This window comes from Streptomyces sp. NPDC031554 (assembly GCF_055580685.1).
The window spans coordinates 245,625-272,173 of the sequence record NZ_JBVIKX010000011.1; the positions used below are offsets into that span (position 1 = coordinate 245,625).

General features: G+C 70.9%; 27 protein-coding genes. 9 read left to right on the forward strand and 18 right to left on the reverse strand.

Going from position 1 to position 26,549, the window contains the following annotated elements; all coding sequences use genetic code 11:
* The first annotated feature begins 134 nt into the window (after positions 1-134).
* Complete coding sequence (locus tag ACZ5FU_RS26915) at positions 135-1,514, forward strand: helix-turn-helix domain-containing protein (RefSeq protein ID WP_469047130.1); 1,380 nt, start codon at positions 135-137, stop codon at positions 1,512-1,514.
* Between the two features lie 56 nt (positions 1,515-1,570).
* On the opposite strand, the gene hisD is transcribed toward ACZ5FU_RS26915, so the two are convergent.
* From hisD to ACZ5FU_RS27000, 17 genes are all read right to left on the reverse strand, one after another.
* Positions 1,571-2,920, reverse strand: a complete 1,350-nt coding sequence (gene hisD, locus ACZ5FU_RS26920; protein WP_469047132.1) for a histidinol dehydrogenase — start codon at positions 2,918-2,920, stop codon at positions 1,571-1,573.
* A 139-nt stretch (positions 2,921-3,059) separates the two neighbouring features.
* Positions 3,060-3,881, reverse strand: a complete 822-nt coding sequence (locus tag ACZ5FU_RS26925) for an SDR family oxidoreductase (protein WP_469047134.1) — start codon at positions 3,879-3,881, stop codon at positions 3,060-3,062.
* 96 nt (positions 3,882-3,977) lie between these two features.
* Positions 3,978-4,457: a hypothetical protein gene (locus ACZ5FU_RS26930; RefSeq protein ID WP_469047135.1), complete on the reverse strand. Its 480-nt coding sequence runs from the start codon at positions 4,455-4,457 to the stop codon at positions 3,978-3,980.
* Positions 4,454-5,032 (reverse strand): hypothetical protein, encoded by a 579-nt coding sequence (locus ACZ5FU_RS26935; RefSeq protein ID WP_469047137.1) that lies wholly within the window; start codon positions 5,030-5,032, stop codon positions 4,454-4,456. Before ACZ5FU_RS26935 ends, ACZ5FU_RS26930 begins: the two co-directional genes overlap by 4 nt.
* A gap of 55 nt (positions 5,033-5,087) precedes the next feature.
* Positions 5,088-5,531: an ASCH domain-containing protein gene (locus tag ACZ5FU_RS26940; protein WP_469047139.1), complete on the reverse strand. Its 444-nt coding sequence runs from the start codon at positions 5,529-5,531 to the stop codon at positions 5,088-5,090.
* 27 nt (positions 5,532-5,558) lie between these two features.
* Entirely contained in the window at positions 5,559-6,011 is a 453-nt protein-coding gene (locus ACZ5FU_RS26945; RefSeq protein ID WP_469047141.1) for a hypothetical protein, read from the reverse strand.
* 77 nt (positions 6,012-6,088) lie between these two features.
* The gene (locus ACZ5FU_RS26950) at positions 6,089-6,844 is read right to left on the reverse strand and encodes a hypothetical protein (protein WP_469047143.1); all 756 of its coding nucleotides are present in this window, start codon (positions 6,842-6,844) and stop codon (positions 6,089-6,091) included.
* Entirely contained in the window at positions 6,841-7,272 is a 432-nt protein-coding gene (locus ACZ5FU_RS26955) for a hypothetical protein (RefSeq protein ID WP_469047145.1), read from the reverse strand. The genes ACZ5FU_RS26950 and ACZ5FU_RS26955 overlap by 4 nt, the downstream gene beginning before the upstream one ends.
* Positions 7,273-7,283: 11 nt before the next feature.
* A complete protein-coding gene (locus tag ACZ5FU_RS26960) occupies positions 7,284-7,580 on the reverse strand; it encodes a hypothetical protein (protein ID WP_469047146.1) in 297 nt (98 codons plus the stop codon).
* A gap of 77 nt (positions 7,581-7,657) precedes the next feature.
* On the reverse strand, positions 7,658-8,680 hold the full coding sequence (locus ACZ5FU_RS26965; RefSeq protein WP_469047148.1) for a methyltransferase: 1,023 nt from the start codon (positions 8,678-8,680) through the stop codon (positions 7,658-7,660).
* 199 nt (positions 8,681-8,879) lie between these two features.
* Complete coding sequence (locus ACZ5FU_RS26970; protein WP_469047149.1) at positions 8,880-9,668, reverse strand: NUDIX domain-containing protein; 789 nt, start codon at positions 9,666-9,668, stop codon at positions 8,880-8,882.
* Between the two features lie 57 nt (positions 9,669-9,725).
* Positions 9,726-10,922, reverse strand: coding sequence for a hypothetical protein (locus ACZ5FU_RS26975; RefSeq protein ID WP_469047151.1), 1,197 nt, complete (start codon positions 10,920-10,922; stop codon positions 9,726-9,728).
* A 320-nt stretch (positions 10,923-11,242) separates the two neighbouring features.
* Positions 11,243-12,190 (reverse strand): hypothetical protein, encoded by a 948-nt coding sequence (locus tag ACZ5FU_RS26980; RefSeq protein WP_469047153.1) that lies wholly within the window; start codon positions 12,188-12,190, stop codon positions 11,243-11,245.
* Positions 12,187-13,188, reverse strand: a complete 1,002-nt coding sequence (locus ACZ5FU_RS26985) for a hypothetical protein (protein WP_469047154.1) — start codon at positions 13,186-13,188, stop codon at positions 12,187-12,189. Before ACZ5FU_RS26985 ends, ACZ5FU_RS26980 begins: the two co-directional genes overlap by 4 nt.
* Before the next feature lie 52 nt (positions 13,189-13,240).
* The gene (locus ACZ5FU_RS26990) at positions 13,241-14,275 is read right to left on the reverse strand and encodes a DUF5131 family protein (protein ID WP_469047155.1); all 1,035 of its coding nucleotides are present in this window, start codon (positions 14,273-14,275) and stop codon (positions 13,241-13,243) included.
* The gene (locus tag ACZ5FU_RS26995) at positions 14,268-14,888 is read right to left on the reverse strand and encodes a DUF1643 domain-containing protein (protein ID WP_469047156.1); all 621 of its coding nucleotides are present in this window, start codon (positions 14,886-14,888) and stop codon (positions 14,268-14,270) included. Before ACZ5FU_RS26995 ends, ACZ5FU_RS26990 begins: the two co-directional genes overlap by 8 nt.
* Positions 14,885-15,376 (reverse strand): hypothetical protein, encoded by a 492-nt coding sequence (locus tag ACZ5FU_RS27000; RefSeq protein ID WP_469047158.1) that lies wholly within the window; start codon positions 15,374-15,376, stop codon positions 14,885-14,887. Before ACZ5FU_RS27000 ends, ACZ5FU_RS26995 begins: the two co-directional genes overlap by 4 nt.
* Positions 15,377-15,772: 396 nt before the next feature.
* Here ACZ5FU_RS27000 and ACZ5FU_RS27005 point away from each other — a divergent pair, with 396 nt between their 5' ends.
* Positions 15,773-16,741, forward strand: coding sequence for a hypothetical protein (locus ACZ5FU_RS27005; RefSeq protein WP_469047159.1), 969 nt, complete (start codon positions 15,773-15,775; stop codon positions 16,739-16,741).
* Positions 16,742-16,758: 17 nt separating this feature from the next.
* On the opposite strand, the gene ACZ5FU_RS27010 is transcribed toward ACZ5FU_RS27005, so the two are convergent.
* Positions 16,759-17,118: a hypothetical protein gene (locus ACZ5FU_RS27010; protein WP_469047160.1), complete on the reverse strand. Its 360-nt coding sequence runs from the start codon at positions 17,116-17,118 to the stop codon at positions 16,759-16,761.
* 269 nt (positions 17,119-17,387) lie between these two features.
* On the opposite strand from ACZ5FU_RS27010, the gene ACZ5FU_RS27015 reads away from it, so the two are divergent.
* The 7 genes from ACZ5FU_RS27015 (at position 17,388) to ACZ5FU_RS27045 (ending at position 26,516) form a co-directional block, all read left to right on the forward strand.
* Positions 17,388-18,101, forward strand: a complete 714-nt coding sequence (locus ACZ5FU_RS27015; protein ID WP_469047162.1) for a hypothetical protein — start codon at positions 17,388-17,390, stop codon at positions 18,099-18,101.
* A 65-nt stretch (positions 18,102-18,166) separates the two neighbouring features.
* A complete protein-coding gene (locus tag ACZ5FU_RS27020; RefSeq protein ID WP_469047163.1) occupies positions 18,167-19,579 on the forward strand; it encodes an AAA family ATPase in 1,413 nt (470 codons plus the stop codon).
* Between the two features lie 153 nt (positions 19,580-19,732).
* Positions 19,733-20,389: a hypothetical protein gene (locus tag ACZ5FU_RS27025; RefSeq protein WP_469047164.1), complete on the forward strand. Its 657-nt coding sequence runs from the start codon at positions 19,733-19,735 to the stop codon at positions 20,387-20,389.
* A 1-nt stretch (position 20,390) separates the two neighbouring features.
* On the forward strand, positions 20,391-21,890 hold the full coding sequence (locus tag ACZ5FU_RS27030; protein ID WP_469047165.1) for a DNA cytosine methyltransferase: 1,500 nt from the start codon (positions 20,391-20,393) through the stop codon (positions 21,888-21,890).
* A gap of 203 nt (positions 21,891-22,093) precedes the next feature.
* Entirely contained in the window at positions 22,094-22,270 is a 177-nt protein-coding gene (locus ACZ5FU_RS27035) for a hypothetical protein (protein ID WP_469047167.1), read from the forward strand.
* Positions 22,271-22,335: 65 nt separating this feature from the next.
* On the forward strand, positions 22,336-22,788 hold the full coding sequence (locus tag ACZ5FU_RS27040; protein ID WP_469047168.1) for a DUF6197 family protein: 453 nt from the start codon (positions 22,336-22,338) through the stop codon (positions 22,786-22,788).
* Between the two features lie 1,274 nt (positions 22,789-24,062).
* Positions 24,063-26,516: a hypothetical protein gene (locus ACZ5FU_RS27045; protein WP_469047170.1), complete on the forward strand. Its 2,454-nt coding sequence runs from the start codon at positions 24,063-24,065 to the stop codon at positions 26,514-26,516.
* The last annotated feature ends 33 nt before the right edge of the window (positions 26,517-26,549 follow it).

A 26,549-nucleotide genomic window follows, 5' to 3' on the forward strand; every position in this document is an offset into this window, starting at 1 on the left:
ACTGTGTGCCCGCTCCGCTCCCGCTGTGTGCCTGGTGTGTGCCCGGCCGATAACTCCCTGGAATCAGATCAATACGGCCATAACACTGGGCGTCGCGCCGCCACCCGAGCCGCTCTACGAGAGGAGTCCGGGCAATGTGGTCGGACTTATGCCACCACCCCCTGGCATACGTGCGGATGACGCACAACTGGTCCCAAGAGGACCTCGCCCGGCTGATCCGTCAGGCCGCTGGCCGGCGCGGCCTGCGCAACAGCACCGACCGCAACCGGGTGTCGAAGTGGGAGACCGGGCGCGTCGGCGCGCCGGACGCCTTCTCCCAGGAACTCCTCGCCGAGGTGCTGAACATCCCGCACCACCTGGTGACTGAACTGGGCTGGCCCTGGTGGCTGCCCGCCTACACCGCGGACCAGCCTCTGTGGGACGCCGACGACATCCGCTCTGTCGTCGCGTGGTCACCTGCGGCTACGGTGGAGTCCCTGGAGAGCGTCACCGGAGGACCCATGGACCGCCGCAGCTTCCTGATCGCCTCATCCGGCGCCGTCACGGCGGCCGCCGTGACGTGGGCGGGCAACGCTCCTTCTGCGGCAGCGTCCCCGACGGCGGGGAGACGGATCGGTTCCGCCACTGCTGATCTGTTCGACGCCAGGCTGGCGGGCTTACGGCGTCTGGACGACCGGCTCGGCTCGGACGACGTCCACGAGGCGGCCCGCTCGGAACTGCGGCTGATCATCTCCACCCTCCGTGACTCTGCCTACACCGAGGCCACCGGGCGACGGCTGTACGCGGCGGCGGCGGAGGCCGGACGGATCTGCGGGTGGACCGCGTACGACTCCTCCCGCGACGCCGCTGCCGAGAAGTACTACCTGGCCTCGCTGCGAGCGGCCGGGCACACCGACGACCGGGCGGTCGGCGCCACGGTCCTCGCCTTCTGGGCGACGCTGCGCTACAACCGCGGCGACGCGAACGGGGCCCTGGGCATCCTGGACGCTGTCACCGCGACCGCGAGCCGGCGCACTGGCTCGCCCCGCGTGACCGCGCTGCTGCACGCCCGCACCGCCCGCGCCCACGCCAAGGCGGGCAACCGCTACGGCGCTCACCAGGCGGTCGACGCCGCGTTCGACGCGTACCAGCACGCCGCGCCGACAGCTGAGGACGTGCCGTCGCTGTACTGGGTCAACATCGGAGAGCTGCACCAGGTCGCGGCCAGCACCGCGCTCGAACTGGGAGAGCACCGCCGGGCGCTGGAGCACTTCCAGGCCGCCGAAGAAGCCGACGACCCGTACGACACGGACCTCGACCGCCGCGGCACCGCCATCTACCTCACCCGCCGAGCCGAGACCCATCTCGCGCTGGGCGAGATCGACGCTGCGGTCCACCTGGGCCGCCAGGCCGTGGACCACATGGGCGGCACCGCCTCCGCCCGCGGGAGCAGCAGCATCAGCGACCTGCGCGACAAACTGACTGAGCACCGTGGCGTCGGTGATGTGGAGGACTTCCTCGCTGCCACCGCGTAAACGCCGAGGTCCCGCTCCGCGACGTGGCGGAGCGGGACCTCGTACAACAGATCTGGTCAGTCGTCGGTCGGCTGGCGGACGGTGACGGTCGCGGCGTGCGCGGGGAATCCCTCGTGTCCGGCCAGTTCGGTCACCACCGGGGCCAGCCGCCGGAACTCGGGCTCGTCCAGCTGCGCGAGGGCGGCCCGCACCAGGTACGTGGACGCGGTCACCCCGCTGGAGACCTGTGCGAACCCGGTGGTCGGCAGCGTCGCGGGGGTGCCGATCGCGAAGTTCGATGCCGCGAAGGTGGTCCACTGTCCCAGCAGCACCGTGCCGGCGTAGCGGGCCAGCGGCAGCCACTGACCGGGGTCGGCGACGGCCAGCTGCAGGTGCTCGGGAGCGTAGGCGTTGGCCACGTCCATGGCCTCATCGCGGCTCGCGGCCAGCACCAGGCCGCCATTGCGGACGATCGATGTGGTGGCGTAGGTGCGGCGCGGCTCGGGCAGCTCGTCGAGCTGCTGCGCCACGTGCTCGCGGACGTTCTCCAGGAGGGCGCGGGAGGTGGAGATCAGGACGGCGGAGGAGTCCGGACCGTGCTCGGCCTCGTTGATCAGGTCGGCGGCCAGCAGCCGGAGATCGGCGCTGTCGTCGGCTACGATCGCCGCGTCGGTGGGGCCGAATCCGACCTCCACCACGCAGCCCAGGCGCTGGACCTCCAGCTGAGCGCACGCCACCGCGGGCGAGCCAGGGCCGACGATCTTACGGACCTTGGGCACCGTGTCGGTGCCGCACGCGAGGGCGGCGATCCCGGCCGGCCCGTTGCTGCGGTACACCTCGGTCAGCCCGAGTTCCTGGGCGGCGACCAGGGTGGCCGGGTCCACCTGACCGGTGCCGCCGGGCACCGGCGGCACCATGACCACGATCCGATCCACTCCGGCGACCACGGCCGGGGTGGCGATCTGGATCAGCACGGACGGGAAGCTCCCCTTGCCCGAGGGGACGAACAGCCCGACCGAGGGGATCGCCGTGGCCTGCTCGCCGACCAGCAGCCCTGGCCTCGGCTCCGCCGTCCACGACGCCCGCTCGACGATCAGCTCGTTGAATGCCCGCACCTGCGCGATCGAGGTACGGATCGCCTCGACCAGCGGCTCGCTCACCGCCGCGCGCGCCTGCGCGAACTCCTCCTCGCTCACCCGCAGCCGCTCGGCAGGCAGGTCCATCTTGTCGAACCGGCCGAGTGCGTCGACCAGCGCGTCGTCTCCGCGCTTGCGGACGTCCTCCACGATGGTCGCGATCGAGGCCCGCAGCCCCTCGTCGATCCCGTCGTGGCCGCTTCCCCGGGACAGGATCCGATGGCGCTCCTCGGCCGTCGCCGCGCCCCACTCGACCAGCCGCAGATCCGCCACGTTCTCAGTCCCTGTCATCCGTCCGCTTCTCATCAGTTGTCCGTACGAGGGTCCGGCCCGACCGCGGGTGCCCTCCCGGAGGTGCGTGCGCGGCCGGCTGCCGTTGTCACCAGGGTAGCGACCTGGTCGTCCCGCCAGGGGTGACTCTGCACCCTGCTCAGCCGCATCCGGACTCGCCACCGTCCACCGGGATCACCGTCCCGGTCACGTAGGCGCCCGCCCGCGAGGCCAGGAACAGTGCCACCCCTGTCATGTCCTCCGCCCGCCCGATCCGGCCCAGCGGAATCGCCGACATCAGCCGGTCCCGCTCGCCCGGGTCGGACAGCAGCGGCTCCGTCATCGCCGTGGCGAACAGGCCCGGCGCCACCGCGTTCACCGTCACCCCCTCCCCGGCCAGTGCCCGCGCCAGGTGACGGGTCAGCTGGTGAACCGCCGCCTTGCTGGCGCTGTACGCGTAGTTCTCCACCGGCGAGACCACCGGTCCGCCGTCGATCGACCCGATATTGATCACTCGTGCCGGGTCGCCGGAACCTGCTGCCACCGCCGCGCGCAGCGCAGGCAGCAGGCCCACGGTCAGGCGGAACAAGCCCTTCACATTGACCGCCCACACCTCATCGAACGCCTCCGGCGGGTGACTTTCCAGGGGACCCACCCAGGTCGTTCCCGCGTTGTTGACGAGCACATCGACTGCCTGCGCGACCGCCAGGACTCGCGCGGTCACCCGGTCGGCGCCCTCCGCCGTAGCGAGGTCGCCGGTCACCGCTTCGCAGGGGCCGTACTGCCGCAGCTCGGCCGCGACACGGGCGCATGCCTCCGCCTGCCGGGAGATCAGCACCACCCGGGCTCCGGCGGCCACGAAGCCGCCCGCGATCATCTTGCCGATCCCGGTCGCTCCTCCGGTGACCACGACGGTCTTGCCCGCCACTGAGAACAGCTCCTCTGGGCCGGTCGGTCGTGAGCTTGTGCGCGTGTTCTCCATGCGGGCAAGCTCAGCCGATCTTGCGGGCGGACGACAGTGGACGGCTGTATGCCCGGTGTGTGCCGCACTGCCGGGCCGGCGTGCCCTCCAGGGCAGTCAGTTGGGGCGGGCGGTGAGGGCCGGACCGAATCCGAGCCAGCGTGGCGTGAGGGTGCGCGGCTGCTGCCTGGTGATCTCGGATGCCTTGTTCAGGAGGCGTCGTAGATCTTCGCGTCGCGCCTCGGGGCCGCGTACGCCGGAGGTGACGTCGCCGAGCACGGGGCGCAGCGGGTACGCCCAGATCTCGATGCGGCCGCGGGTGGTGGTCTGCTGATGGCGGTCGGCGATGTGCAGCCAGTCGGCGGCGTCCAGTCCGGCTGCCGTGGCGAGGGTGTCGATGTGGTCGCCGAGCGGTTCTCCACCGGTGGTCCAGGCGTAGCGGATGCGGGTGCCGCCGTCGGCGCGGCGGAAGTGGATCCAGAGGAAGGTCTCCGGCTCGAAGTCGGCCGCGATGCTGGCGACGAGGGCCTTCTCCACCGGTGCCGGATCATCGGTGGGCCGGAGGGCGGCCGGAGGCTGCGTCGCGAGGAGCGTCATCGGACGGCCTGCGCCGGGTCGTCCGTGCACGCGTCCGGTGTCGGTACGGTGCCGCATCCTGTGGTCGCCTCGGCGGCGAGGATCGCCGTCATCACACGTACGGCCAGCAGTTCCTGAAGCGGGTAGGGAATCACCATCGTCCCGTCGTAGCGGTCCAGTTGGAGGGCCTCGCGTCGTACGAGGTCGTAGCGCGGGTCCTGGCGAGCGCGACGCCAGGACACCGCGGTGTGTGACAGGCCCGGATCGTCTTGTGTCCGGAGGCTGGCAACGAGGTCTTCCAGTTCGGCGATGCGCCGCTCTGCACGTTCGTTGCGGCGTTGCTTGGCCCGCTCCCAGCCCCTGCTGAAAGCAGCCTTCCTCTCCCGGCGTGGTCCCTCGTCGAGCCAAGCAACCAGACCTGCGGCGGCCTCGCGGTGCTCCTGGGCCCGCTCCGGGTCGCTGGTCTCCAGCTCGTTGACGTGCAGGCAGTCGTACAGTCCTGCGAGTTCGTCGGCGAGCTGCTCAATGCGCTGCGCCTTGGTCAGCTCCCCGACATCTTCGGGTGGCGGGCCGAGGTCGTCGCTGGCGGCGGACATGCGGACTCCTGCGGGGTGGTGCGTACGGGGGCCAACGCGGTGAAATGCGGCAAGATTACCGATCGGTCGCGGTGACGGGCGGGCGGTCGGTGTCCTGCGGGCGGGCCGGTTCGTGACTCCACAGGCTCAGCCGTCCCGGGCAGGGCACGGGCGGGTCGTACTCCTGCGCGTCGGTCAGGCTCCAGTGCTTGTGGTCCGGCATCGCCCACCGGGAGCGGGAGTTGGTCACGACGTCGGCCAGGGTGACATGCCCGATGATCGCCGAGAACACGGCGTCCTCCGGAAGGGAGAGGCCGAACGTGGCGGCCAGAGCCATGGTCTCGCGGGGCACTCGGCCAGCCGCATGGATGTACAAGCGGCCTCGGTGCGGCGTCGCCCATGTGCGGTTCTCCACGTCCTTCTGCCCCGTCACGATCGCCCAGGCGAAGGGCTGGCGCACCGTGAGGACGGGATGGAAGACGCGGACGTCCGGCGGGACGGTCGGCAGCTGCAGAAGCACTGGCTGACGCCTTTCGCAGTCGGAAGGTCATCCGGGCCCGGGGGCCTGGGAGCCGAGGGCGGGTAACTTGCCGGTCGTGAGGAGGAGGTGTTCCTCCCACAGGGCGCGCAGGACCTGATGCCAGCCGTGCGGGGCCGAGGTCCACTGCCCGCAGCCGCAGCGCACGCTGAACCGGCCGTCGGGGGCAGGCCCGTCCCGGTGAGGACGGTGCTGACGGATCAGCTCGCTGTGCTGGGGGCAGATCTTGCCGCCGTCGGCGATGACGGTGCCCGAGCCGAGTTGGAGCCATCCGGCTGCCGACCAAGACGGGCGGGCCGGTTCCTGGCCGGTGGCGGCGGCGCGCGCGTCGTACTCGGCCCGGCAGGTCGGTATCAGGCAGAAGCGCAGGACCGGGGCGTTCAGCAAGCCCTCCAGCTGAGCGTAGAGCTGCTGGAGAAGCTCGTCAGTCATGTTCTGGAGCGGGACGCGCGGTACGGACATCGGCGTCATCATGGTCCCTTTCTCGGCGGCGGGTGCGGGCGGGCTGACGGGTGGAGGCGAGATGATGGGGGCGGTGATCAGGGCGCGTTGTCGCTGGCGCACTTGGGGCCGCACAGTCCGTGCTCGCCCGCCGCGTGCGCCTGCTCCCGCTCGGCGTCGGGGTACTGGAACAGCAGCCGCAGCTCGGCGGAGAGCAGCCCGGCGTGGTCCTTGACCCGGCCCAAAGCCGCGCCGGCGTACCGGCCGACGAGCAGCGGATATCCCTCGATGCGCAGCTCGGCGCGCAGGCCCTGCAAGGGCGGCGTTCCGCCGATCTGGAGGAAGGCCGCGCTGGCCTCGGTGAACGGCTCCTCGACAGCTGTCTGCTCGTCGGCGGCCGCACGCCGCAGTACCTCGCCGACCGCGTACGTGCCGTGGTTCCAGGCGTCGTCGAGGCTGTCGTACCCGGAGCAGTCCGGGGTGGCCAGGCGCTCGGCGAGGGTGGCGGCCTCAAGGAACACAGCGTTCCTTGAGGCTGATGGTGCGGTGGTCACCTCGTGCCCGTAGGCGCGGGCGGCTTCCTCCCAGGTGACCCACGTCCAGGCGTCGTAGTCGCCGGTCGGCCAGCCGACCGCGCGGCCGAGGGTCTCCCAGATGCCGCCCTCGGCGTGCAGGGTGCGGGCCAGGTCGCCGGACCACCGGGCGCTGGAGCGGTCCTCGCTGACGGCGGACATGGCTTCGAGCAACTGCTCGCGTCCGCGGGTGATGGCGTCGGTGGTGATGATGGCTCCCGGGTAGTGGCGTGTGGGGTGGTCGGCCGGCCCGTTGGAGGCAGGGCCGCTGTGCGACGTCACGCCGCGAGGGTGCGCGGGACGAGTCCGAGGACGAGCGCGCTGGTGCAGGGCCAGCGGACCGGCGCCTTGGCGGTGCCGAAGAAGCGCGGTCCGTTGGGGCTGACCGTGTGGCAGCGGGCGCACACGCGGGTCAGGGCGCGGCCGTCGATGAAGCCGATGACGGGACGGTGGCCGAAGGTCTGGCCGTACAGCGGCGGGAAGACGCGGAGTTCGGCGGGCACGCAGTGCAGACAGGGCAGCTTGCCGCGCAGCGCCGCGTACTGCGCCGACGAATCCGCGATGCGGTACGACCCTGCGGTGAAGCCGGTGTCGTAGTGCCCGTCGCCGTCCCAGTCGTGGAGGTACTCGCCGCCGAGCATGCGCGGGCAGTCCCGGTCGGTGTGGTACTTGCGGCCGTGGGTGACGTACGCGGCAGTGTCCGGAGCCATCACAACCTCGCTCAGTCCGTCGGGGCTGCGGACGCGGCGGCGGCGAGACAGGCGGCGACCACGACGACGGCGGGGGTGTCACCGGGGAAGTCCAGGACGGCGCCGTTCGGGCAGGTCAGTCCGGAGTCGCCGCTGTCGTTGATGCAGCACCAGACGGCGCCGTTGTGGCGCAGGATGCCGAGCGGGTTGTCGTCGTCGCCGGTCCAGCCCGCGGTTTCGAGGGCCTCGACGACGTCCATGCGGTCGGTGTCACGGACATCCCACGGGTCGGGCTCGGGGGTGGTGATGACGAGTCGGAGTTCGGGCACGGTGCTCCTTCGGAGGGTGGGGCGGGGGTGCGGGCGGCGCTCAAGTACGCCGCCCGCGCGGGACGTTCCGTGCGTGCTCACTCGACGGCGCCGAGGTCGAACGCAGGTTGGTGCGGGCGTGGAGGGTCGGTGTCGGCGGCCGGGCGGCCAGAGGCCCGCTCCAGTTCGCTGAGGTCCACCCCGAGGTCATCGGCGAGGTCGCGCATGATCTGTGCGGCCTCACTCAGGTTCTGGGCGATCTGGAGGGCTATGGCCCCGGGCGACTCGTAGACCTCGGCCTCGGGTTCCGGGGCGCGCGTGGCGGGCTGTTCGGTGGGCCAGCGGAGGGGTGCGTGCGGGCCGGCGGGGCGCTGCTGGGGGATCGTGACGATGAGGGTCGCGGTGTCCGTGCCCGACCCCTTGAAGGCACTCTCGGGCAGGGGGTGAACGCTGCCGCCCCGATCGGCGACGAGTTTCCGGAAGGCGGACGCCTTGCCCTTGTGCCAGGCCACGCCCTGGCTCATCACCGCCACCAGCAGCCCGCCAGGCTTGAGGAACTGCAACGCGTGGGTGACGTGTGCGATGTCGGCATCACGTGTGAACGGAGGGTTCATCACGACGCGGTCGTACACGGCGGCGGGCTCGACGGTGAGGAAGTCGGCGACGGCCAGCTTCCGCGCCGCGCCGGTCTCGTCGAGCGCGATCGCGTTGTCAGGATCCCGCTCCACACAGTCCACCAGACAGCCGATGGAGTCGAGGGCGCAGGCGATGGCGCCGCGTCCGGCGGAGGGCTCCAGGACCTCGGCACCCGGAAACGGGTCGGCCAGCTTGAGGAGTTGGTCCACCACCCCGGCCGGGGTGGGGAAGTACTGCGAGGCCTGGCGGTGCTCGCGAGCGGTGGTGACCTCACCGGTCTTCAGCAGGTGCGCGACGGCCTCGGCGGCATCGCCGGGGAACACGTGCGCCTGCTCTCGGGTGGACCAGACGCCTCCAGCGCCCGCGAGGACTTCGTTCGTACGCTCGTACAGGCGGGCGGCGAGGCGGGGGCCGGGGATCACCAGGTGCCGTCCATCGGTCTGAACACGGCTGAGCACGTCGAGGATGTCGGTGGGGATCTTCATGCGCATCGCCTCCCGGTATGGAGCGGGGCTTGGCGGATAGGCAGGGGTGCCGCGCTCGGTCGCCGGCGCAGGCAAAGGGAGGCCCGCACCGCCCAACGGGGGGGAGGCGGTGCGGGCACGGGCCCACCTTAACAGATATCGAGTTGCCTAGACAACTCTATTTAAGGGAGGCTCTGTCTCCCAGTTGCAGGAGGGTGGGTCATGACTGCTGGTCGAGGTATTCGAGGGCGCGCTGCAGCAGCGGGCGGTGCGCGGGGTAGAGCGTGCGCCCGGCCGCAGTGACAGCCGTCGTGAGCTGTTCGAGGGAGCCGAAGGGGAACCAGCCCGCGTCCGCAGCGTCGTCACCGGCGGTTGCGGTGACCTGCTCGGGCAACTGGTAGAGAGCGCTGGTGGACGCGACCCAGGCGTTGTCGGTGTTGCGCCAGTCGTCGACGATCTGCCGGCCAAGGATGGTGGACTGATGGTCGGTGAGGTCGATGCCGGTTTCCTCGCGCAGCTCGCGCACCAGGGCGGCCGGGGCCGTCTCGCCCGGGTCGACCATGCCGCCCGGGATGGCCTCCACGCCGATGTCATCGCGGGTGATCAGCAGCACCCACCGCTGCTCACCGGTCCCGGCGACCACGATCGGGTCGGCGGCCTGGTTCTCGCCCCACCTGCCGAGGTTGCGCCCGGTGCGTCCCGTGCGCCCGTGCGGGTGCAGCGGCCAGCCCCGTTCATCGAGCTCGAAGGGCACCAAGGCGGCGGCCCGGCGCTGCTCCCAGTCGGGTACCAGGTCCGGCGTGGCGTGCCCCTCGGCCCAGTCGGGCACGTGCTGGGCCAGCGCCAGGGGCCGCAGCTCCGGCGGCGTGATCTTCACCGGTGCGTATCCCGGCCAGCTCACCGACCACAAGCGCCGGTCCTCGGGCACGGTCACACCGGGGTGGTCAACCGGGGCGTAGCGGTCCGGGTCGCGGATCACGGCGTCAGCGGTGTCGCGGGTCTCATTCATGATCTCTCCTGGTCGTTTCAGGGGCGGGCGCTGACAGCGCCCAGGGCAGAGTCCCTGTCAACGCTCACGTGCGGCCTTCAACCGGGCGCGGTGGGCGTGGACGAGGACGGCGGCCGCCCCCTCGGGGGAGTGGAAGGGCTCGTCGATTCCGGGGCCGCCCCACCGGCCCTCCCCGGTACGCCGGATGGGCCCGATCTCGTGGCCGCCGACCCGGATCGAACGGGTGCCGTCGGAGTGTTCCGGGCCGAGCTCGGCGTCGTTGAGGGTCTCGGTGATGGCGCGGACGGTGCCGAGCCGTCCGGCGTCGTCGAGGACACACGCGATGAACTGCAGCCGTACACGCCCCTCGGCGGCGAGTTCCTCAATCTCGCGGGCGGCAGGGCCCGGGGCAGGAAGTTCGGCGGCGGTGGCCGTCACCGTACGCGCGGCGTCCGCCACGGCGTCCAGGGCGGCCGCCGTCGTACGGCACGCCTCGGCGGTGCTGGCGCAGGGCCCGTTGGGCAGCTTCTGCATCACCGCCTCCAGGGCGCGCAGCGCCTCGGGCAGCGCGCGGGGGCGCGGGAGCGTGCTGGCCTCGGCCTGCACCTCGCGGTAGGCGCGATGGAGGGTGTCCAGCAGGTCGTCGGCGGCGTGCCGGTGGGGGAAGCGGCCGATGAGGTCGGCGGGCGGGCTGGCGGCGGTCGCCTCCAGGCGGGCGATCGCCTGCTCGGTGAAGGTCAGCAGGCGGGCGAGGGGGAAGGCCAGCCACTCGCGGGCATCTCCCGTGATCTCGCCCAGCAGGGCACGGGCCGGGTCGCGAACCAGGTGCAGCAGACGAGCCAGGCGGCGGCAGCCCGCGCGGGCGCCCACGCCGTCGCGCTCCCGCCGGAGGGTCTCCATGCCGTCGAGGATCGCGGCGACGTGCTCGTGGCGCAGGTAGTGGAAGTGGAAGGCGCGGGCGGCGGAGTCGATGAGTTCCGTCTCCTGCAGGAGAGGCAGGCCGACGGCGACGCGGGCTTCGCCTGCGCCGGAGTAGGGCTCGGGTGTGCTGTCGGGCAGGCCGTGCGCGGCGATGTGAAGCATGACGGCGTCCTCGGCGGCGCGCTGCACGTCCTGGCGTACGGGGCCGACGTCACTTCCGGCCCGGCCACGGGTCGGGCTGCCGGTTGCGACCTGGCCCACGACCAGGTCGTCGGGCCCGAGGACGTCGTGTGCCGTGCCGGTGGCCGGTCCCAGCCGGAAGGCCGGGAAGGCGGACAGAGCGTGGGTGGTCACGGGGCTCCTCGGTTCAGGGGGAGGGGATGCGAAGGAGGCCTCTCGCCGCAGGTGTGGCCGGGCGGCGGCGCGGGCTACTTGGCGGGACTCCAGACCCAGAGGCGGTAGGTGTGGCCGGGGTAGCCGCTGGCCACACGTTGCAGGTGTGTCTCGTAAGTGCGGGCGCCGCACTTGCAGTCCATGTCCAGCTCCTGTCGTACGTCCTTGGTGAGGACTTCAGTGACGCGCTTGCCATTGCGCGGCGTACGGCCGGCGCCTCCTCGACGGTGGGGGACGGCGCCTGCGCCGTGGCAGCAAGGAGGGGACCGCGTAGCGGTGACCTACGGTTCGCTGCCGGTCGCGGGGGGTGCGGGAGCGGCGCGAAGCTGGCGTGCCGCGCTCTGCAGGGTCTTCGCCACCTCGTCCAGCATCCGGGCCTGGTCGCTGCTGGTCTGCCGGGCTCGCAGCCGGGCCCGGTGTCCTTGCATGAACTCGGCGAGGCCGGCTGCGGTCTGCCCGGGGTTGAGGACGTCGCCCCAGGAGAACTCGCCGACCTGTACGGTCAGGGCCGCTTCGAGTTCGTCGAGCAGCTTGAGCCGGTGCGCGACGTCCGGGTCGGCTGCGGAAGCGAGCCTGGTGCGCAGCTCTTCGGTACGCCGGTAGTGCTCGGTGCCGAGGCGGTTGGCCTGCTCGTGCAGGGCCTTGGTGCGGCGGGTCTCGGTGTTCTTCAGCAGGGTCAGCAGGAGGCCGACCGTGAGCTCGGGGTCGCGCTCCTCGGGCTGGACGACGACCTTGAAGCGGCGCTGTCCGGCCCGGGGGACCATGAGGCCCCACTTCTCCGGGAGTTCGTCGGGCGGGGTGATGTGGATGCCGGGGGAGACGATCCAGAAGGCGGTCGAGTACTTCCACCAGGCTTCCGCTTTCGCCTTCTGCGCGAGTTCGCGGCGGAAGTCGGCGCGGCTGGTCTTGAGTTCGCAGACGTCGATGCGTCCGGCGCCGCGGGATTGCCACAGGCCGATGTGTACGGCGTCGGCCCGGCGGCCGCGTCCTTCGGGGTCGACGACTTCGGTCAGGTAGACCGCTCCGGCGCCGTGGGGCGCGTCGCGGTCTTCGGGCCGGATGAAGTGATCGTGCAGCAGCCTTTCCAGTTCGGGGGTGCGCATCGCGGGAGGGCGCTGCGCCCGGCGGCGGGATGTGTTCTGGTTCACGGCGGTGTTCCCCGGCTCCTGGGCCGGGTCGGTGAGGAGCGGTTCCTCCCACCCGGCGGAGGTGCTGGCGCTCGAGGTCACCTCGGTGCCGTCCCCTCGTCGAGCGGCGTGCCGTCCGTCGCGGCGGCCGCGCGGCGGCCCATCACTCGGGCGATCGCGTTGCGCACGAGTTCGTCTCCGTCGCCCCAGGTCTCCAGCACCTGCTGGACGGCCTGGTCGAGCGTGCCGCGCAGCCAGATGACCTCGGTGAGGGGCAGGGAGTAGCGGCCGTCGGGGGCGGGCGGCGTGAAGGTGAGGTCGACCTGCGGCGCGTGGAAGGGCGACTCCTGCACCAGCAGCTCGTGACCGCGGTCGCGCTTCAGCGGGCGACCGCCGTAGATCATCAGACCGTCGACGTCCTTCGGGTCCGCGCACGGCTCCTGCAGTGCCTGCGGAAACTCCGCGGAGACCGAGGAGAGCTGGGGCGGGCGGCTCCACAGGTCGACCAGGTCGCGTGACGGGCCGGACCAGGTGGGCAACTGGCCGGTGGCTCGCAGGATGAACTCGTGCATCACGCGGTTGTACTGCGCGTCGTTCAGGGCGTGGTGCGTGGTGGTGTCCTGCGGCGGGAAGAACCCGTCGTCGATGTCCTCCGGCGTGATCCCGGCGTCCTCGGCCACGCCCATGATGTCGGTGCAGTACCGGGGAACGGACTCCGGCATAGCGTCGTGCCAGTCGTGCTGCCACAGGGCGTGGATCCGGTTGGTGTCCTGCGCGCCGAAGTAGGCGTACAGGCGCGCGGCCGGGCGGGCGGCGAAGTATCCGGCGATCTCCGTACGGATCTGGTCGATGCTCTTGACGTCGGGGTGCCTGCGGTCGAGGCGGCCGTCGGGGGTCAGGGGAAGGTGCGGCCAGACGTGGTCGCGCAGCCACTGGCACAGCGGGCTCTGTTCGTTCAGGATCCGGTCCTCGTCCATCTCGGCGTTGACCGCGTAGTACCCCTCGCCGTTCTCGTCGTAGAGCGCGAAGGAGATCGTGCCGTTGTTCGTCTGGTCGTCGCGGAGGAACTCGCAGTCCCCGTACGTGCGCAGCTTCGTCATGGCATTCCCTGGTGGATCGGATCTGGGCGGGGAGGTTGGGCAGCCGGGTCGGCTAGGGGCGGCTGGGCACGGCGTTGTGGACTCGGCCGTCGAGCTCGCGGCCGGCGGCCGTCCTGCCGACGCGGACGGCCATGGTGTTCTCGTCGAGGAGCCAGGTGGTGCGGGTGCGGTCGCCCGGCTTCATCAAGTGGGTGGTCGCCGCGCGGAAAGTGCCGCTGGGGCCGCGCTCGCGGCGCGTGGCCGAACTGCGGCCGCCGTGGAGGGGGTTGTCGTAGGCCCGGCCGCCCGCGAACGACGGGTCGTCGACGACGGGGACCGTGCGGTACTCGCCGTGCTGCGTGAAGTAGAACGGCACGTCGCTGCGCGCGCACGCGTCACGGATGTCGCGGGCCCACTGGGGGTGCAGCGGCCGGGCGTCGCGCCCGGATCCGCCTCCGGCGATGACCCAGTGCAGGCGCGCGATGCGGTGCCACTGCTCGCCGTGGCGCTCCATCCCGTCGACGATGGCGCCTTCAGGTGCGTCGGCGTCCGGGTCGGTGACGTCGCGGAGCTCGGTGAGGTAGTCGTGCAGGTCGACGAGGCCGGTCAGCGGCTCACAGGAGACGAACCGCGTGGCGGCCGGGGTGTCCAGCAGCGTCGGGATGCGCGCCTCGGCGGTCCGCTGGTCGGTGACCTGCACGCCGAGCCAGATGTGCGACGGGGGCGTCTTGGCGCGGGCTCGTGCGGCCTCGGCGGCCGGGCTGGTGCGCATGCGCTCGTCCGGGATGACGTCGAACTTGGCGGCGTACTCCCGCTTCCTGGCCTCGCGCTGTTCGACGAGGTCACGCATCCGGCCCGGGTGCTCAGTCACGACGACGAAGGTGTGCTGCTTGTTCGCCTCCATCTCCTCCAGGACGCGGATGATGAAGCGGTCCGGCACGTCGAAGTGGAACAGGTCGCGCACCAGGACGCGTTCGCCCGTCCTCCTCCAGCGGCAGGGCTGGATGATGCGGTCCTCGTGGTGGACGGCGCGGTCGGCGCGTGATCCGGTACCGCGGGTGACCGGCTGCCAGACACGGTCGGTCCAGGTGCTGGTGCTGTCAGCCATTGCGGCCTCCCTTGGGGCGGTTGCGTGTGGCGGCGGCTCCGTTGCTGGGTGGCGTGTACGGCGTGGGTCGGGTGGCACTGTCGACGTACAGCGGGTGCCAGGGCTGCCCCTTGGTGGTGACGCGCAAGCAGCGCAGGGGCACTGCGGCTCGGGTCAGCGCCTGGGTGACCTGCTGGGCGCGTGCGACGGCGATCGGGCGTGCGCCCCATGCGACGATCACCGGTCCGGCCTCGGCGGCGGCCCGCCGCAGGAAGATGTCGTTGTACGGGCCGACCGGGTCTTCGACGAGCGCGAGGCCCGCGGGCTCGGTGGAGATGAGCGCGAACAGGTTGACGACCATCACGCCGCCCGCCTCGCTGGAGAGGTGGTCCTCCACGAACCTGACGCAGCGGGTGAGAGTGGCATCGGGTTTGAACGCGTCGGCGGTGGACGGGTTGAGCATGATCCATACGGCGGGGGGGAGGGTCTTGTCCCAGATGCGGGTGAGCAGGTAGCGGTAGCGGCGATCGGTGTCGAACACGGCGGTGGACAGCTGTCCGGTGTCCCGGTCCGTGGTCACGTCCTCGACGAGGCCGGGGAGGTCCGGCAGTTCGGTGCTGACGACCGTGGTCACTGATCACCCCGGATCAGCCGCTGCTGGGCGAGCCCCAGCGGGGTCTGCTTGGTGCAGATCTCGCACCAGAACACGCCCGCATTCCCTCCGGCGCTGGCCTGCTCCTTGGGTGACCACCGGCCCCAGGTCTTGCACTCGGGGCACTGGTATTCGTAGGCGTTCTCCAGGACGTTGACCAGGGCTTCCAGCGTGGCGCCCTCGTACTCGGCGACCTGCGCGGCGATCTGGAGGGCCTGATGCAGTGTGTACGGGTGCGCGGCGTCCATGCTCAGGTCGGCGATCGGGCGCCAGTCACCTGCGACCCAGGCCTTCGGGTTGCTGTTCGCGCCGTCGGTGATCTGCCACTGGTCCAGCTTGAGGGACTGGCGGCGTCCGACGACCTCTCCGTATCCGCCGGCGGTGTTGGCGAGCGGGATGCGGAACTCGCTGACGAAGGTCCGCAGCGCCTGTAGTTCCGCGCGCAGGCTTTCCAACTCGGCATCGCTCATGAAGCGGTGTTCCTCTCGGTTACGACGGCTGGTTCGGTGCGGGCCGCTCCTGAAGGCGCAGTACGGCGCGGCAGGCCAGGAGCAGGGCACGCGGGGCGAGTTCGGCGACGGCGAGCGGGTAGAGCAGGAACGCGTACACCGTCGGTTCTCCTTCACGGAGTAGTCGAGGCGGCCACGCGCATCCGGGTGCGCGTGATGTGGAGACCCGCCGGGCCAGGGGCCGTTGGTGAACTGGTCGACCTGGCGCGGCGGGGCGTGCACAGGGAGCACCCTACCGAATAACGCGTTGTTCATTCAACCCATTTTTACGCCCGGGGGGAGTGGATCGGCCAGATGGGCTGACGAGATGTCCCCCTGGCCTGCCCCGGACATCTCCTCATCTCTACGCTGTGACTCATGGCACGTCCTCTGCTCCGGAGCCCGGCGCGCTCCGTCATCACCGCGTTCGTCGATGACCTGGGCAGGCGCGGCCGCGGCCTGGAAACCCGACGGCAGCGCGAGGGGTACCTCGCCGAATACCTGGAGTGGGCCGAGCAGATCCTGGCACTCGACCGTCCGCTGCGCGCCGAAGACCTGGTCGACGAGGAACTGGCACTGCGGTGGCTGGAGGCAGCGGCCGCGGGCGGCACGCGCCGGCGGTTTCCGAGCGCGGGGCGTCGCTCCGAGACCGAGCGGGCGCACTCGCGCGCGGACGAGACGGCACGGGAGCCGCTGCAGGCGTCGGTGCCGGCCGGGGCTGCCCGCACCACGACGCTCAACACGTTCTCCCGATTCCTGGGACGCCCCCTCAACCTCCGTCTGCCGCTGCCGGTCGACCATCCGCGCCTGGCCCCGCTGGAGGCCCGGCAGAAACTGCGCCGGATCGCCGACCAGCGGCCGACGGGGATGACGGAGCCGTGCTGGCAGCGCACGGCGGCTCTGGCCGCGCTCGTCGTCGACACCGGGCTCTCCGTCGGCGCGCTGTTTCCGCTGCGCAAGTCCGAGGTCGACCTGCGCGAGGGAACCGTGACCATCGGGGAGGACGTGTTCGAGCTGGACCCGGAAACGACGGTCCGCCTGCTGCGTCAGTGGCTGGAGACGCACGCGCTCCTGACCGGGCATTCCGAAGCCGGCGAGGAGAAGACCGGGTATCTCAAGGGCGGGGAGGTGATGGAGGTGTGGATCACCGTGCATCCGGGGCCGACCCGGCGCGGCCGCCCGACGCGGCCGGCCGCCCTCCCCGCCGCCCTGCGAACGCTGCATGTCGCGCACCAGGAGCTGACGAGGCAGCTGTTCGACGAGCCGGTCCGGCTGGGCAAGTTCCGCGCCGAGCCGCCCTCGCCCCGCCCCGCCGAACAGCAGGAGCCAGCGGAGTCGGTGGCCTGACGCAGCCGCACCCGGTTTCAACGGACCCAGCGGCCGTCCGCTATGACGACGGTGCCGTCCGAGAGGGTGAGGTCGCGGATGAAGTGGTTCGGTTCCGAGCCGTCCAGGTCACGGCGGGAGTACTCGGCACACCAGTCGCCCCACTCGGCCCGCTTCACGGTCACCGCATAGGCGGGCTCCAGGGCGGCTGCCGCCTCCTGGGCGCGGGTCTCCTCGGCCACGAGGATGCTCCCGCAGTCGGCGTTGATGCCGATGAGGAACATCTCCTGGAGGAGGAATCCGCGAACGTCCAGGACGGTCAGCACCGGCTCGGTCGCCCCGAAGGTGACCAGACCTGCCGGATGGGTCGTCGTGTACTTGCTCTCGTACCTCTTCACGTTCGCCTTCCGTGGGAGGCCGTCCCTGCGGCCGGGTGTGCGAGGTGCACAATGTGAGCCGTCAGGACTGTAATTGAGCCGGAGTCGACGCCCCGGCGGGTGTGCAGGAAGTGGTTCGCGCGAATCAGCCTGACAAAAGGAGGTTGCCGAGTCAACCCTTAAATGAGTACCCTGTCGGCAGACCGGATCATTGCGATCACCAAGACGACGGCGGAGCCGCAAACCCCGCCCGGCCGGCCAGCCCGGCCACGAAGCAGAGGAGAGCCAGCTTGGCGACAGACAGGCGGTTGAGCCGGGCGCTGAGTATGCGCATGCCGGCGGAACCGGTCGAGCGCTCGAAGAGCAAGGCCGCGGTGGAGAGCCGGGACCTTCGCGAGCTCCAGCGTGAGGCGCTGTGGGATCTGCTCCTCAACCCCCGCGAGCTCGTGGCCGTTCCGCGCGCACCCTACGGTTCGGGCGGGTACGGCACCCCGGCCTCCATCACACTGTCCGACTTCGAGCTGTCCGCCTTCCAGGACTTCCAGCTGCAGCACAAGGAGTCCTACGGCTGGCGGCCGAGCTTCTCCGACTTCACCTGGACCGTCTTCAACGACTACGCGCCGGAGACCGGCGACGTCGTCTGGGACCTGAATGAGCGCGTTCAGGCGCGCGCCGCACGCGAGAAGACGAGCCTCTCCCTGCTCATGCGTGAGGGCCCGCTGAAGTTCCTGCTCGGCCAGCTCGACGTCGTCAAGGTGCCGGACGAACTCCCGGGCACCACGGAGGACTCCGGGCGTCGCAAGACCCGCAAGTCCGAGACGCTGGATCTGTTCACCGGCTGGCGGCCCCCGGGCGAGCACCGCTTCACGGCCCGCGAGGTCATGATGCTCGCCGACGCCATGGACCGTCACCGCGAGGCGCACGGCTGGCGCCCCACCATCTACGACATCCAGTACACCTACCTGCGCTTCCACTACCTGGGCGACCCGGTAGAGGAGGACTAGCCGGGCCCGCGCTCGCGGGCCCGGCCCCATCCCGGTCATCACAACCGCATAGCTGGAGCGCCATCATGGCCGACACCGCCACGGCCCCCGCATCCGCGAGGGGTCCGGTTTCCTACGCCCCGTTCACCTTCCAGCAGGCCGTCCGACGTGCCCGTCCCGCCCGAATCGCCATCGAAGGCCCCTCCGGCTACGGGCGGACCCCATGGGCCCTCAAGCTCGCACAGCGACTGGGCGAACGTCTGGCCGTCATCGACACCGAGCGCGGCAAAGCCGCCGAGTACGCCGCCGAAATCCCGTTCTCCCACCTGATCCTGTCCGACGACTTCAACCCCAGCCATCTCATCGACGCACTGGCGTCCGCCGCCGCCATACGGTCCGACGTCCTGGTCATCGACGGCCACAGCGCGTTCTGGTCCGGTGCCGGGGGCCTGCTGGACCTCGTGGGCAAGGACACGCAGCCCGGCATCGGAGGCAAGGACGCGGGCTGGCGCAAGAACCGCCCCCTTCTGAACAAGGTCACCGAGGCGCTCCACGCCTACCCGGGCCACGTCATCCTCACTGTGCGCTCGACCACCGAGACCTTCATCGAGGAGGACGCGGCCGGCCGCCACATTCCCGTGCGCCACTCCGTCAAGGCCCAGCAGCGCGACGGGCTGGAGTACGACATGGACCTGTACGGCAGCCTCATCACCCCGGGGAAGCTGCACATCGTGAAGTCGTCCATCCCCGCACTGCCGATCGGCGAGGTGCTGGACGAGCCCAGCGAGCAGACCGCCACCCACATCTCCACTTGGGCCAGAGCCGGCGAGCCGCTGGAGTGGGCCGACTTCGTCCGTGCCGCCGAGCTGGACACCCCCCTGGACGACCTGATCGAGCTGCGTGAGCGCATGCGCGTGGCGCACGCCTCCCACATGGCACTGCCGGGCCCCAAGGGAGTCCAGAGCCTGGAAGAGATCCTCAAGAACCGCATCACACTGCCCGTCACGCACGTCGACGCAGCACTGGCGGTGTGGGATGACCGCGAAGGACTGCTGCACCGTCTGTCCGTCGCCGAGGCCGAGGGAGTCGACAAGAAGCGCGTGCAGCCCCCCGGCGCCAACGCCCCCGTTGTCCTTCGCGACTGGATCATCGCCCGTGGGCGGGCCCTTGGCGGGGCATCACCGAGCGAGGGCCCCTCCACGCCGCCCCAAACGGCTCCGACAGCCGCTGAACAGTTCTCGCAGCTGCCGCCGTTCGAGCCCGTCGGCCTGCCCGTCGATCCGGAGCAGTGGACCGAGGAGCACCGCGACCTGGTCAACCTCCGCGACATGGCGCAGCAGACCTGGAGCGTGGCCGAGGAACTGCGCACGACACTTGAGGTCACCGAGAAGCAGGGACTCGCCGGGGCTGAAGTCCTCGACACCGACACACAGGAGATCCTGCGTCTCGGGGATCTGCTCGACGCCCGTCTCCGTCTCCTCGATGCGGGTCCCGACTGACCTGCGAAAACCCGCCGCCGAACTCCGCGCCGGAATTCAGGGTTGACTGAACAACGCCACTTTAGATAGGTTTGCCCCTGTTCGCGGCGCTGCTGCCACTCGGCCCCTTCCCGCCGCACTCCCCTTCCTTCCTGCGCCTCTGAGGAGATCCGCATGGACTCGACCGACCCTTCACACTGGGAACTCCTGGACGACCTGATCGCGGCCGCCACGGCGAGCCCCCCTCCCGCCCCGAACCACTGGCGGTTCGCGACGATGCCGCCCCCGCACTCCAGCGTCTCCACATTCTCGGTTGCACCGACAACCTCACGCCTCGGACGGCAGCGCTGGGCGCAGGACGCCCTTACGGACCCGCACTGCCTGCACCGCGCGGTGAGCCTCGACTCCTCCGTACCGTGCATCAGCCCCATGGACCCGGACACCGCCCAGCGGTGCGTCGAGTCCGTGATCATCCGAGGCCTCGCCGCCACGTTCCCCTCGGACTACACCTTCCAAGCGAACCGGCAGCGGTTCGGCCGGTACAGCGCCCCCGTCGTACGAGACTCCGGCTGGGCCTACGAACCCCACAGCTTCAGGGCCATGACGCCGGGGGAACAACGGCTCAACTCCCACAGCCTCGACCGCATCGGGAACGCCCTCGTCGGCATCGGTCCCGTGGAGGACTACTTCTTCATGGGGGCATCCGGATCCTCGCAGGGCATAGCCCGCCTCGGCACGGACCTCATCGGCATCGACCTCATCTGGGCTTCACCGGAGTGCGAGCCGCTCTGGTCGTCCGCTGGCCCGCGCCGCCTGGGTGGTGATGCCTGAAGTGGCTGCCTACGCACGCCGCTGGGATCACGACGGCGCCCTCGACGTCATGGACTGGTTCTGTGGCGCCGGGGGCTCGTCGCAGGGAGCCCACGCCGTCCCCGGTGTCCGGGTCGCGCTGGCCGCCAACCACTGGCCCCAGGCGATCGAGACCCACGCCAAGAATTTCCCCGACGTCAGCCACTTCATCGGCGACATCCGCACCGCCCCGGTGTGGACCTGGCCCGTCTGCAAGATCTTCTGGGCCTCGCCGGAATGCCCCCAGTGGTCGGTCGCGCGCGGCGCTGTCCGCGATTTCGACAAGACTCTCCAAGGCAGCCTGTTCGACGACGCCGAGTTGATGGGTGAGGAGAAGGCCGCCACCCGCGAGGAAGCCGAACGCTCCCGCGCCCTGATGGAAGAGGTCCCGCTCTACCTGCGATCCGTGCAGGAGCGCGGCAAGTTGGTCCTCGCCGGAGTCGTTGAGAACGTGATCGACGTCCGGGCCTGGGACCAGTGGGACCGCTGGCTGGCCGAGTTCCACAAGCTCGGCTACCGCACCCGCCTCGTCGCCCTGAACAGCATGCACGCCAACCCGCGCGCAACGCTGTGGGCGCCGCAGTCCCGGGACCGCCTGTACCTCGTGTACTGGCACAAGTCGATCGGCCGGACACCGGACTTCCGCAAGTGGCTCAGCCCCAAGGCCTGGTGCCAGACCTGCGACAAGGAAGTCCTGGCGGTCCAGCGCTTCAAGAACCCGAGCAAGGACATGGGCCGCTACCGGCAGCAGTACGAGTACCGCTGCCCGCACAAGAAGTGCGGCTCCCAGGTCGTCGAGCCCCTGGTGCTCCCGGCCGCCGCCGCCATCGACTGGAGCAACCGGGGCACAAAGATCGGCGACCGCGAGAGCGTCGGCCTCAAGCCGCTCGCCGAGAAGACCCTCGCCCGCATCGAGGCCGGGATGAAGAAGCACGCCCGGCCCATCACCCTGGAGGCCGCCGGACACACCTTCGAGCGCAGGCCCGGCGTCCGCACCAGGCCCATCGACCAGCCGCTCACCGCCCAGACCACCACCGCCACCAAGGCCGTCGCCTACCAGCCGCAGATCGTCCCGGCCGGGGGCACCTGGCGAAACGAATCATCGCCCGTCTCCGACCCGATGCCCGCCCGCACCACCAGGGAGAACGATGCCCTGATCGTGCCCCCGCTGGTCATCCCCTGCGAAGGCCGCGAAGGCAAGGAAGCCGCCTCCGTCGAACTGCCCCTGCGCACACAGACCGCCCGCGCCGAATCGGGCCTGGCCTACCTGCCGTTCGAGCCGTTCCAGATCACCATGCGGGGCGGCGGCAGTCAGGAGGCGTCCCGGCCGCTGACCGAGGCGACCGGCACCGTGTCGGCCAACGGCAACCACCTTGCCTACGCCACCCCCGGTGACTGGCCCGCGATGATGATGCGGAACAACGGCTCGAAGGGGACGGCGGTGAGCACTGCACACCGGTCAGCGAGCCGGCCCGCACCCTGACCACCACTGGCCACCAATCCCTCGTCGACTGGCGCGACCTGCTCGTTCCGTACTACGGCAACGGCCAGGCCAGCAGCGTCGTCGACCCCATCGGTGCCCTGAGCACCCGCGACCGGTACGCGCTCGTCGGAGGTGGCGAGTTCAAACTCGACATCAACGACGTCCGCTTCAGGATGCTCCAGCCCGAGGAAATCGGCCGCGCGATGAGCTTCGCGCACGACTACGAGGTCCTGGGCAACAAGCGGCAGCGCGTCCGCCAGTACGGCAACGCGGTCACGCCCAACGCGGCGGAAGTCCTCGTCTGCCTGCTCGTGGAGTGCATCACCGGCGTCGAGATGGAGCGCTATCTCACGCCCGGCGACATGACCATGGCCGCCTGACACCCATCGGGGCCGCCCGGCGGACAGCTCGCCGGGCGGCCCGCCCTCACCACCCGGAGAACCGCATGCCCGCCTCCGCCGCCCCGACCCCGCCGCACGTACCCGCCGACACCCTCGCGCAGGTCCTGGACGAGGCACACCGCATCCTCACCAACTGGGGCTGGCGGCCGGGCCCGTGCGACACCCGTGGACCGCGCTCCCTGCGCCGCCCCAAGCGGATCGACCACGCCGTGTGGGCCGCCTGCACCGGCGACGCCCACCCTGACGCGCCGAAGCTGCACGAGGCGGGCCGCGCGCACGACGCTCTGCTCGCCCTCACCGAGCAGCTGGAACTCCCGCCCAACCAGCGGGCCCTGGCCGAGTGGAACGACGAGTCCGGCCGCACCCTCGACGAGGTTCTCACCCTGCTGCGCCACACCGCCGGCCGCCTGCGGCAGACCCCAGAGTCCTTCCCGGTGCTCTATGCCCGGCTGCGCGCCCGCGCGGCGGTCGGCGTCGATGACGAGTCCCGGCCATGACGCGATGCCCTCGGCTCACGGCCGGCCCTCGACACGCCGCACGGACCGCCCGCACAAGCACGTCGGGATACGGCGGGACTCCCGTGTCGGCGTGCCCCGCAGAGACGTTGACACGGCGGTGCCCAACGCGCTCTCAGTGCGGCCCGATCCGTCAGCTGACCCACGGGTCACAGGACTTGGCGAAGGCAGAGGGCCGTCCGGGCAAGCAACAACATCGGTTTGTCGACACTGATGGTGCGTCAGAAAGCGTCGTCAGCAGGGGCGGAGCCGCCGGAGGCCGCGTTCGACACGATCAGGAAGGGGTCGTGCACAGCATGTGGACAGAAGGTAGGCTGACCGCCTGGCCGGACGGCCCCGTGGCACGGGCCTCCAGTCACCACAAGCGAAAATGGCGCCGGCCCCGCATCCAGGTGCGGACAACACCTGGTTGGGAGCAAGCTCCCCGCGGGGCCGGAGTCGGAACCGTAGTAAGGACGGTGGCCGACATGGGTCAAGGATACCCGTGCATCCAAAACTCAAGACGTCACATCTGCAGCTCTGGCGAGAATCACATCGCCATCGAGCCAAATTGTGATCTCCGCGACCGCGTGTCGCGGCCACTGACTCCCGTCGGCGCTTCCCTGCCGGTGGTTGAGCACGTCCAGCCCCTCAACCGAGGGGGCTCCATGACGTAGTCCTTCGAAGGGCGGCGCGTTTCCCGACGCAACCGCCCGGGCCATCCTCCGGCCTTCGGGTGTTCCCGCACCCTCCGGCCCTCTCGGCCCACCTGCCAGCGCTCCGGCTCCCTCTGCCGCAGCGTGCCTGGATCACCGGCGTAAATGCCCTGTGATCAGGCGAAATCGGTTCTTCCCGGAACCTGCCCCGTCCGGAGATGGGGCTTTGTCGTGCCTTCCTTCAGAGAAAGACGACCGCCGGAACATGATGCAGGACAGCTCTGCTCTTTGTCACCCTCGGCATGCCGAAAACAGGGCGTGCCGGGCCGCTATCCCCGGATCGGGTGACCACGCGTACTCACGCGGCCACCGCTCTGCGACCCGCGCCGCCGCTCGACAGCCTGGTTCTGGCCAGGTCTGGCGTCTGACGGCCGCCGATCGCCGAGGCGGCAGCCCCCTCGCGCGGCCGGCCGTGGCCAACATCTCTCCGGCGGACCCGGGTTCTCGAGGACCGCGTCGGCCGGAGACGTGCGAGAGCACTTCATCGTGGCCGGTCCAGTGAGCGCGCTCACGGCTCCGGACCGGGTTCCCGCTCCACGCAGCTCTCGCCGGCTGCAGGCCGTGCCCGACCAGGCAGGACCGGCGCCGAAGCGGGCTGCCGAGCATCCGCTGGCCCTGGGGCGCGATACCCGGGCTCGGCTCTCGCAGGCTGTGGAGATCCTGACGCCGACGTTCCTGAGCGACGCGATGCGCCTCGCGCTGGTGGTGCTTGCCTCCCGTACACCGGAGGCGACCGGCGTGGTGGAGATCCGGGTGCGCGAACTCGGCCGCTGGATGGGGCTGTCGGAGTCATACGTCTCCTCTGTGGTGTTGCCGGGGCTGCGTCAGGCTGGCGCTGTGCGCACGGCCACGATCCCGGGCGAGTTCGGCGAGGACCGGGCTCTGCGCTGCGAGGTCGTGGCGTTGTGGAACGCGCACGGCGTCGTCGGCCACCCGCTCGCTCTGCAGCGCAAGGAGTTCGCAACGCTTCAGCGACTCTGCGAGGCCCTGTTCGCGCCGGGATGGGAGCACCGGGATGGGACGGTCACCCCGCCTGGGCTCCTCGGCAGACGAACGGGACGCGGGGCGGCCACCGATCGCCTGGCCCTGCTGAAGCTGACCCTCGAGGCGGCCGAGACGGGGCGGGTGCGCCTCTGTGGCGGTTCGGTGCCCGCTCGCCGCGGTCGGCTGGCGGCGACAGTGGCACGTCTGCTGGGGTGTGCGGCGTCTGGTGGTGAGCGGGTGCTGTATCGCCTGGAAACAGCTGGCGTCGTCGAGCGGGTCCGGCTCGCGACGAAGTCAGGTCTCCCTCACCGCAGTCGCCTGGTCATTCCGGCGGTGGCCGCCGCCCATAAGGCCCGCGCCGGGGCCACGGGGAGGGCCCTCCGTTCTGCTCGATCCCTTGATTCCAGAGACCCTGACGCTACGGCGGGGGCAAGTGAAGGGGCACAGCCACGCAAGGAACGCCAGTTCAACAGCGTTCCCATGGATCAGGACGCCGGGAATTCAGACCCCGACGGTACGGCGGACCTTCACACTGATCACCCTTCAGTGGTTCCGGTCGTCTTTCCCCCCACTGTTGAATTGGGTTTTTCCGGCGAAGCCGCGTCTGACACCGGTGCGTTGCCGGAGCGCGCGGGCGTGCGCGAGGAGAACCCGATCGACCCCCTTGAAGACCCTCGGCCGCCGCTCGGCGGTGCATCCGGTAGCCCGCTTCGCGGGGAACAGCCTTCAGATTTCGCCCCCTTCGACAGCCGTACCGATCCGGGAAGAGCTACTACGGCCGCCCGTCGTCTGCAGCTCGTGTCAGGAGAAAAGCAGCAGCAACGAGGGGCGGTGCCGCGCCCGCCAAAGGATCTTGAGGCTGTTCTGAGTCCGGTCTCCACGCTGTGGGCTCGGCTTGATCGTCAGGGTGCGCGTGACCGCGTTGTCGCTGCCGCGCGCCGCGAGCTCGAGTTGCTGTCCCACGTCACCGGTCCGCAGCGGGCGCCGCGAGCCCTGGCCGAGCGGCTCTACTGGCGCCTCGATGAGCAGGATGGTCCGGCGCATGTCAACGATCCGGTCGGCTGGCTCATCAGCCGGGGGCTGCCCCGCCGCACATCGTGCAGCGACGTGCGGTGCGACGACGGCGTACGGCTCGACACCCGTGAGTCGTGCGGAACATGCGACTACCTCGTCGCGGACCGCCGTGCACTCCGCGGACGGGTGGCTGCGGACGTCGACGCGCAGTTGCCCGGCATCGGGGGCGCCGAGCGGCAGCGTGCGATCGAGGAGCGGATGCGCGAGGAGACCGACCGCGCGGCCGGCCGTGCTGCGCTCCGGCGCCAGCGTGCCGAGAAGGAACGCGCCGAGCGGCAGCAGCTCCTCGAGGAACGGCGGGCCCGCGCCGAGCAGGAACGCCTCACCGAACAGGCCGCGGCGCAGGCCCGGGAGACGGCACCCTGCGAAGGCTGCGGGACCTCGGACGCTGGTGGGCTGTGCGGAACGTGCCGAGAGAAGCGCGCGATCGAGCTGGTGAGTCGCCGGGCGGTCACCATTGCCTCTGCGGCCTGCGCGGATCCCGCGAATGCTGACGACGTCCGCACGACGGCGGCCGCGGCGGAGGACGCCTTGCGGCACAGCATTCAAGCGGCTCAAGAGGAGCTGCGTCAGCGAGCCGGCACGACCGAGGTCTCCGAGCATGCCCTCGCCCTGGCCGGGCGGCTCGCCGCCGAGGCCACCGAAGCGACGTTGCGGAGCTCCGCGCTGGAGAGCCTGGCCTCCAGCGCGTCCGCCGAACTGGAGGCGCAGGCCGCGTACTCGGCGACGATGCGGTCGTGGCGCCGGTACGGGACACGGGCCTGTGCCCGGCAGGCGGCCCGCGAGGCGGGTGAACAGGCGCGTGACCGTGCGGTGCGGCACCTGCTGGCGCTGCGGACCGGTGTCCTCCAGGGGACGCTGCCGGTTGAGGTCCTGCAGGCCGGTGCAGTGGTCGACCCCTATGCCGTCGGTGCCGCGCGGGCGCGTACCGCGCTGCGAGGTGCCCGCAGTGCGTGAGGCCTCCTTCGAGCGGCCCAATCCGTCGGGAGA

Excerpts from the sequence above, each read along its gene's own strand:
- ACZ5FU_RS26925 (WP_469047134.1), bottom strand. The coding sequence starts at position 3,881 with ATGGAGAACACGCGCACAAGCTCACGACCGACCGGCCCAGAGGAGCTG.
- ACZ5FU_RS27020 (WP_469047163.1), top strand. The coding sequence starts at position 18,167 with ATGGCCGACACCGCCACGGCCCCCGCATCCGCGAGGGGTCCGGTTTCC.
- ACZ5FU_RS27000 (WP_469047158.1), bottom strand. The coding sequence starts at position 15,376 with ATGAGCGATGCCGAGTTGGAAAGCCTGCGCGCGGAACTACAGGCGCTG.
- ACZ5FU_RS26970 (WP_469047149.1), bottom strand. The coding sequence starts at position 9,668 with ATGAATGAGACCCGCGACACCGCTGACGCCGTGATCCGCGACCCGGAC.
- ACZ5FU_RS26955 (WP_469047145.1), bottom strand. The coding sequence starts at position 7,272 with ATGGCTCCGGACACTGCCGCGTACGTCACCCACGGCCGCAAGTACCAC.
- ACZ5FU_RS26985 (WP_469047154.1), bottom strand. The coding sequence starts at position 13,188 with ATGACGAAGCTGCGCACGTACGGGGACTGCGAGTTCCTCCGCGACGAC.
- ACZ5FU_RS26935 (WP_469047137.1), bottom strand. The coding sequence starts at position 5,032 with ATGTCCGCCGCCAGCGACGACCTCGGCCCGCCACCCGAAGATGTCGGG.
- ACZ5FU_RS27035 (WP_469047167.1), top strand. The coding sequence starts at position 22,094 with ATGAGCTTCGCGCACGACTACGAGGTCCTGGGCAACAAGCGGCAGCGC.
- hisD (WP_469047132.1), bottom strand. The coding sequence starts at position 2,920 with ATGACAGGGACTGAGAACGTGGCGGATCTGCGGCTGGTCGAGTGGGGC.
- ACZ5FU_RS26965 (WP_469047148.1), bottom strand. The coding sequence starts at position 8,680 with ATGAAGATCCCCACCGACATCCTCGACGTGCTCAGCCGTGTTCAGACC.
- ACZ5FU_RS27005 (WP_469047159.1), top strand. The coding sequence starts at position 15,773 with ATGGCACGTCCTCTGCTCCGGAGCCCGGCGCGCTCCGTCATCACCGCG.
- ACZ5FU_RS26930 (WP_469047135.1), bottom strand. The coding sequence starts at position 4,457 with ATGACGCTCCTCGCGACGCAGCCTCCGGCCGCCCTCCGGCCCACCGAT.
- ACZ5FU_RS26915 (WP_469047130.1), top strand. The coding sequence starts at position 135 with ATGTGGTCGGACTTATGCCACCACCCCCTGGCATACGTGCGGATGACG.
- ACZ5FU_RS26990 (WP_469047155.1), bottom strand. The coding sequence starts at position 14,275 with ATGGCTGACAGCACCAGCACCTGGACCGACCGTGTCTGGCAGCCGGTC.
- ACZ5FU_RS27040 (WP_469047168.1), top strand. The coding sequence starts at position 22,336 with ATGCCCGCCTCCGCCGCCCCGACCCCGCCGCACGTACCCGCCGACACC.
- ACZ5FU_RS27025 (WP_469047164.1), top strand. The coding sequence starts at position 19,733 with ATGGACTCGACCGACCCTTCACACTGGGAACTCCTGGACGACCTGATC.
- ACZ5FU_RS26945 (WP_469047141.1), bottom strand. The coding sequence starts at position 6,011 with ATGTCCGTACCGCGCGTCCCGCTCCAGAACATGACTGACGAGCTTCTC.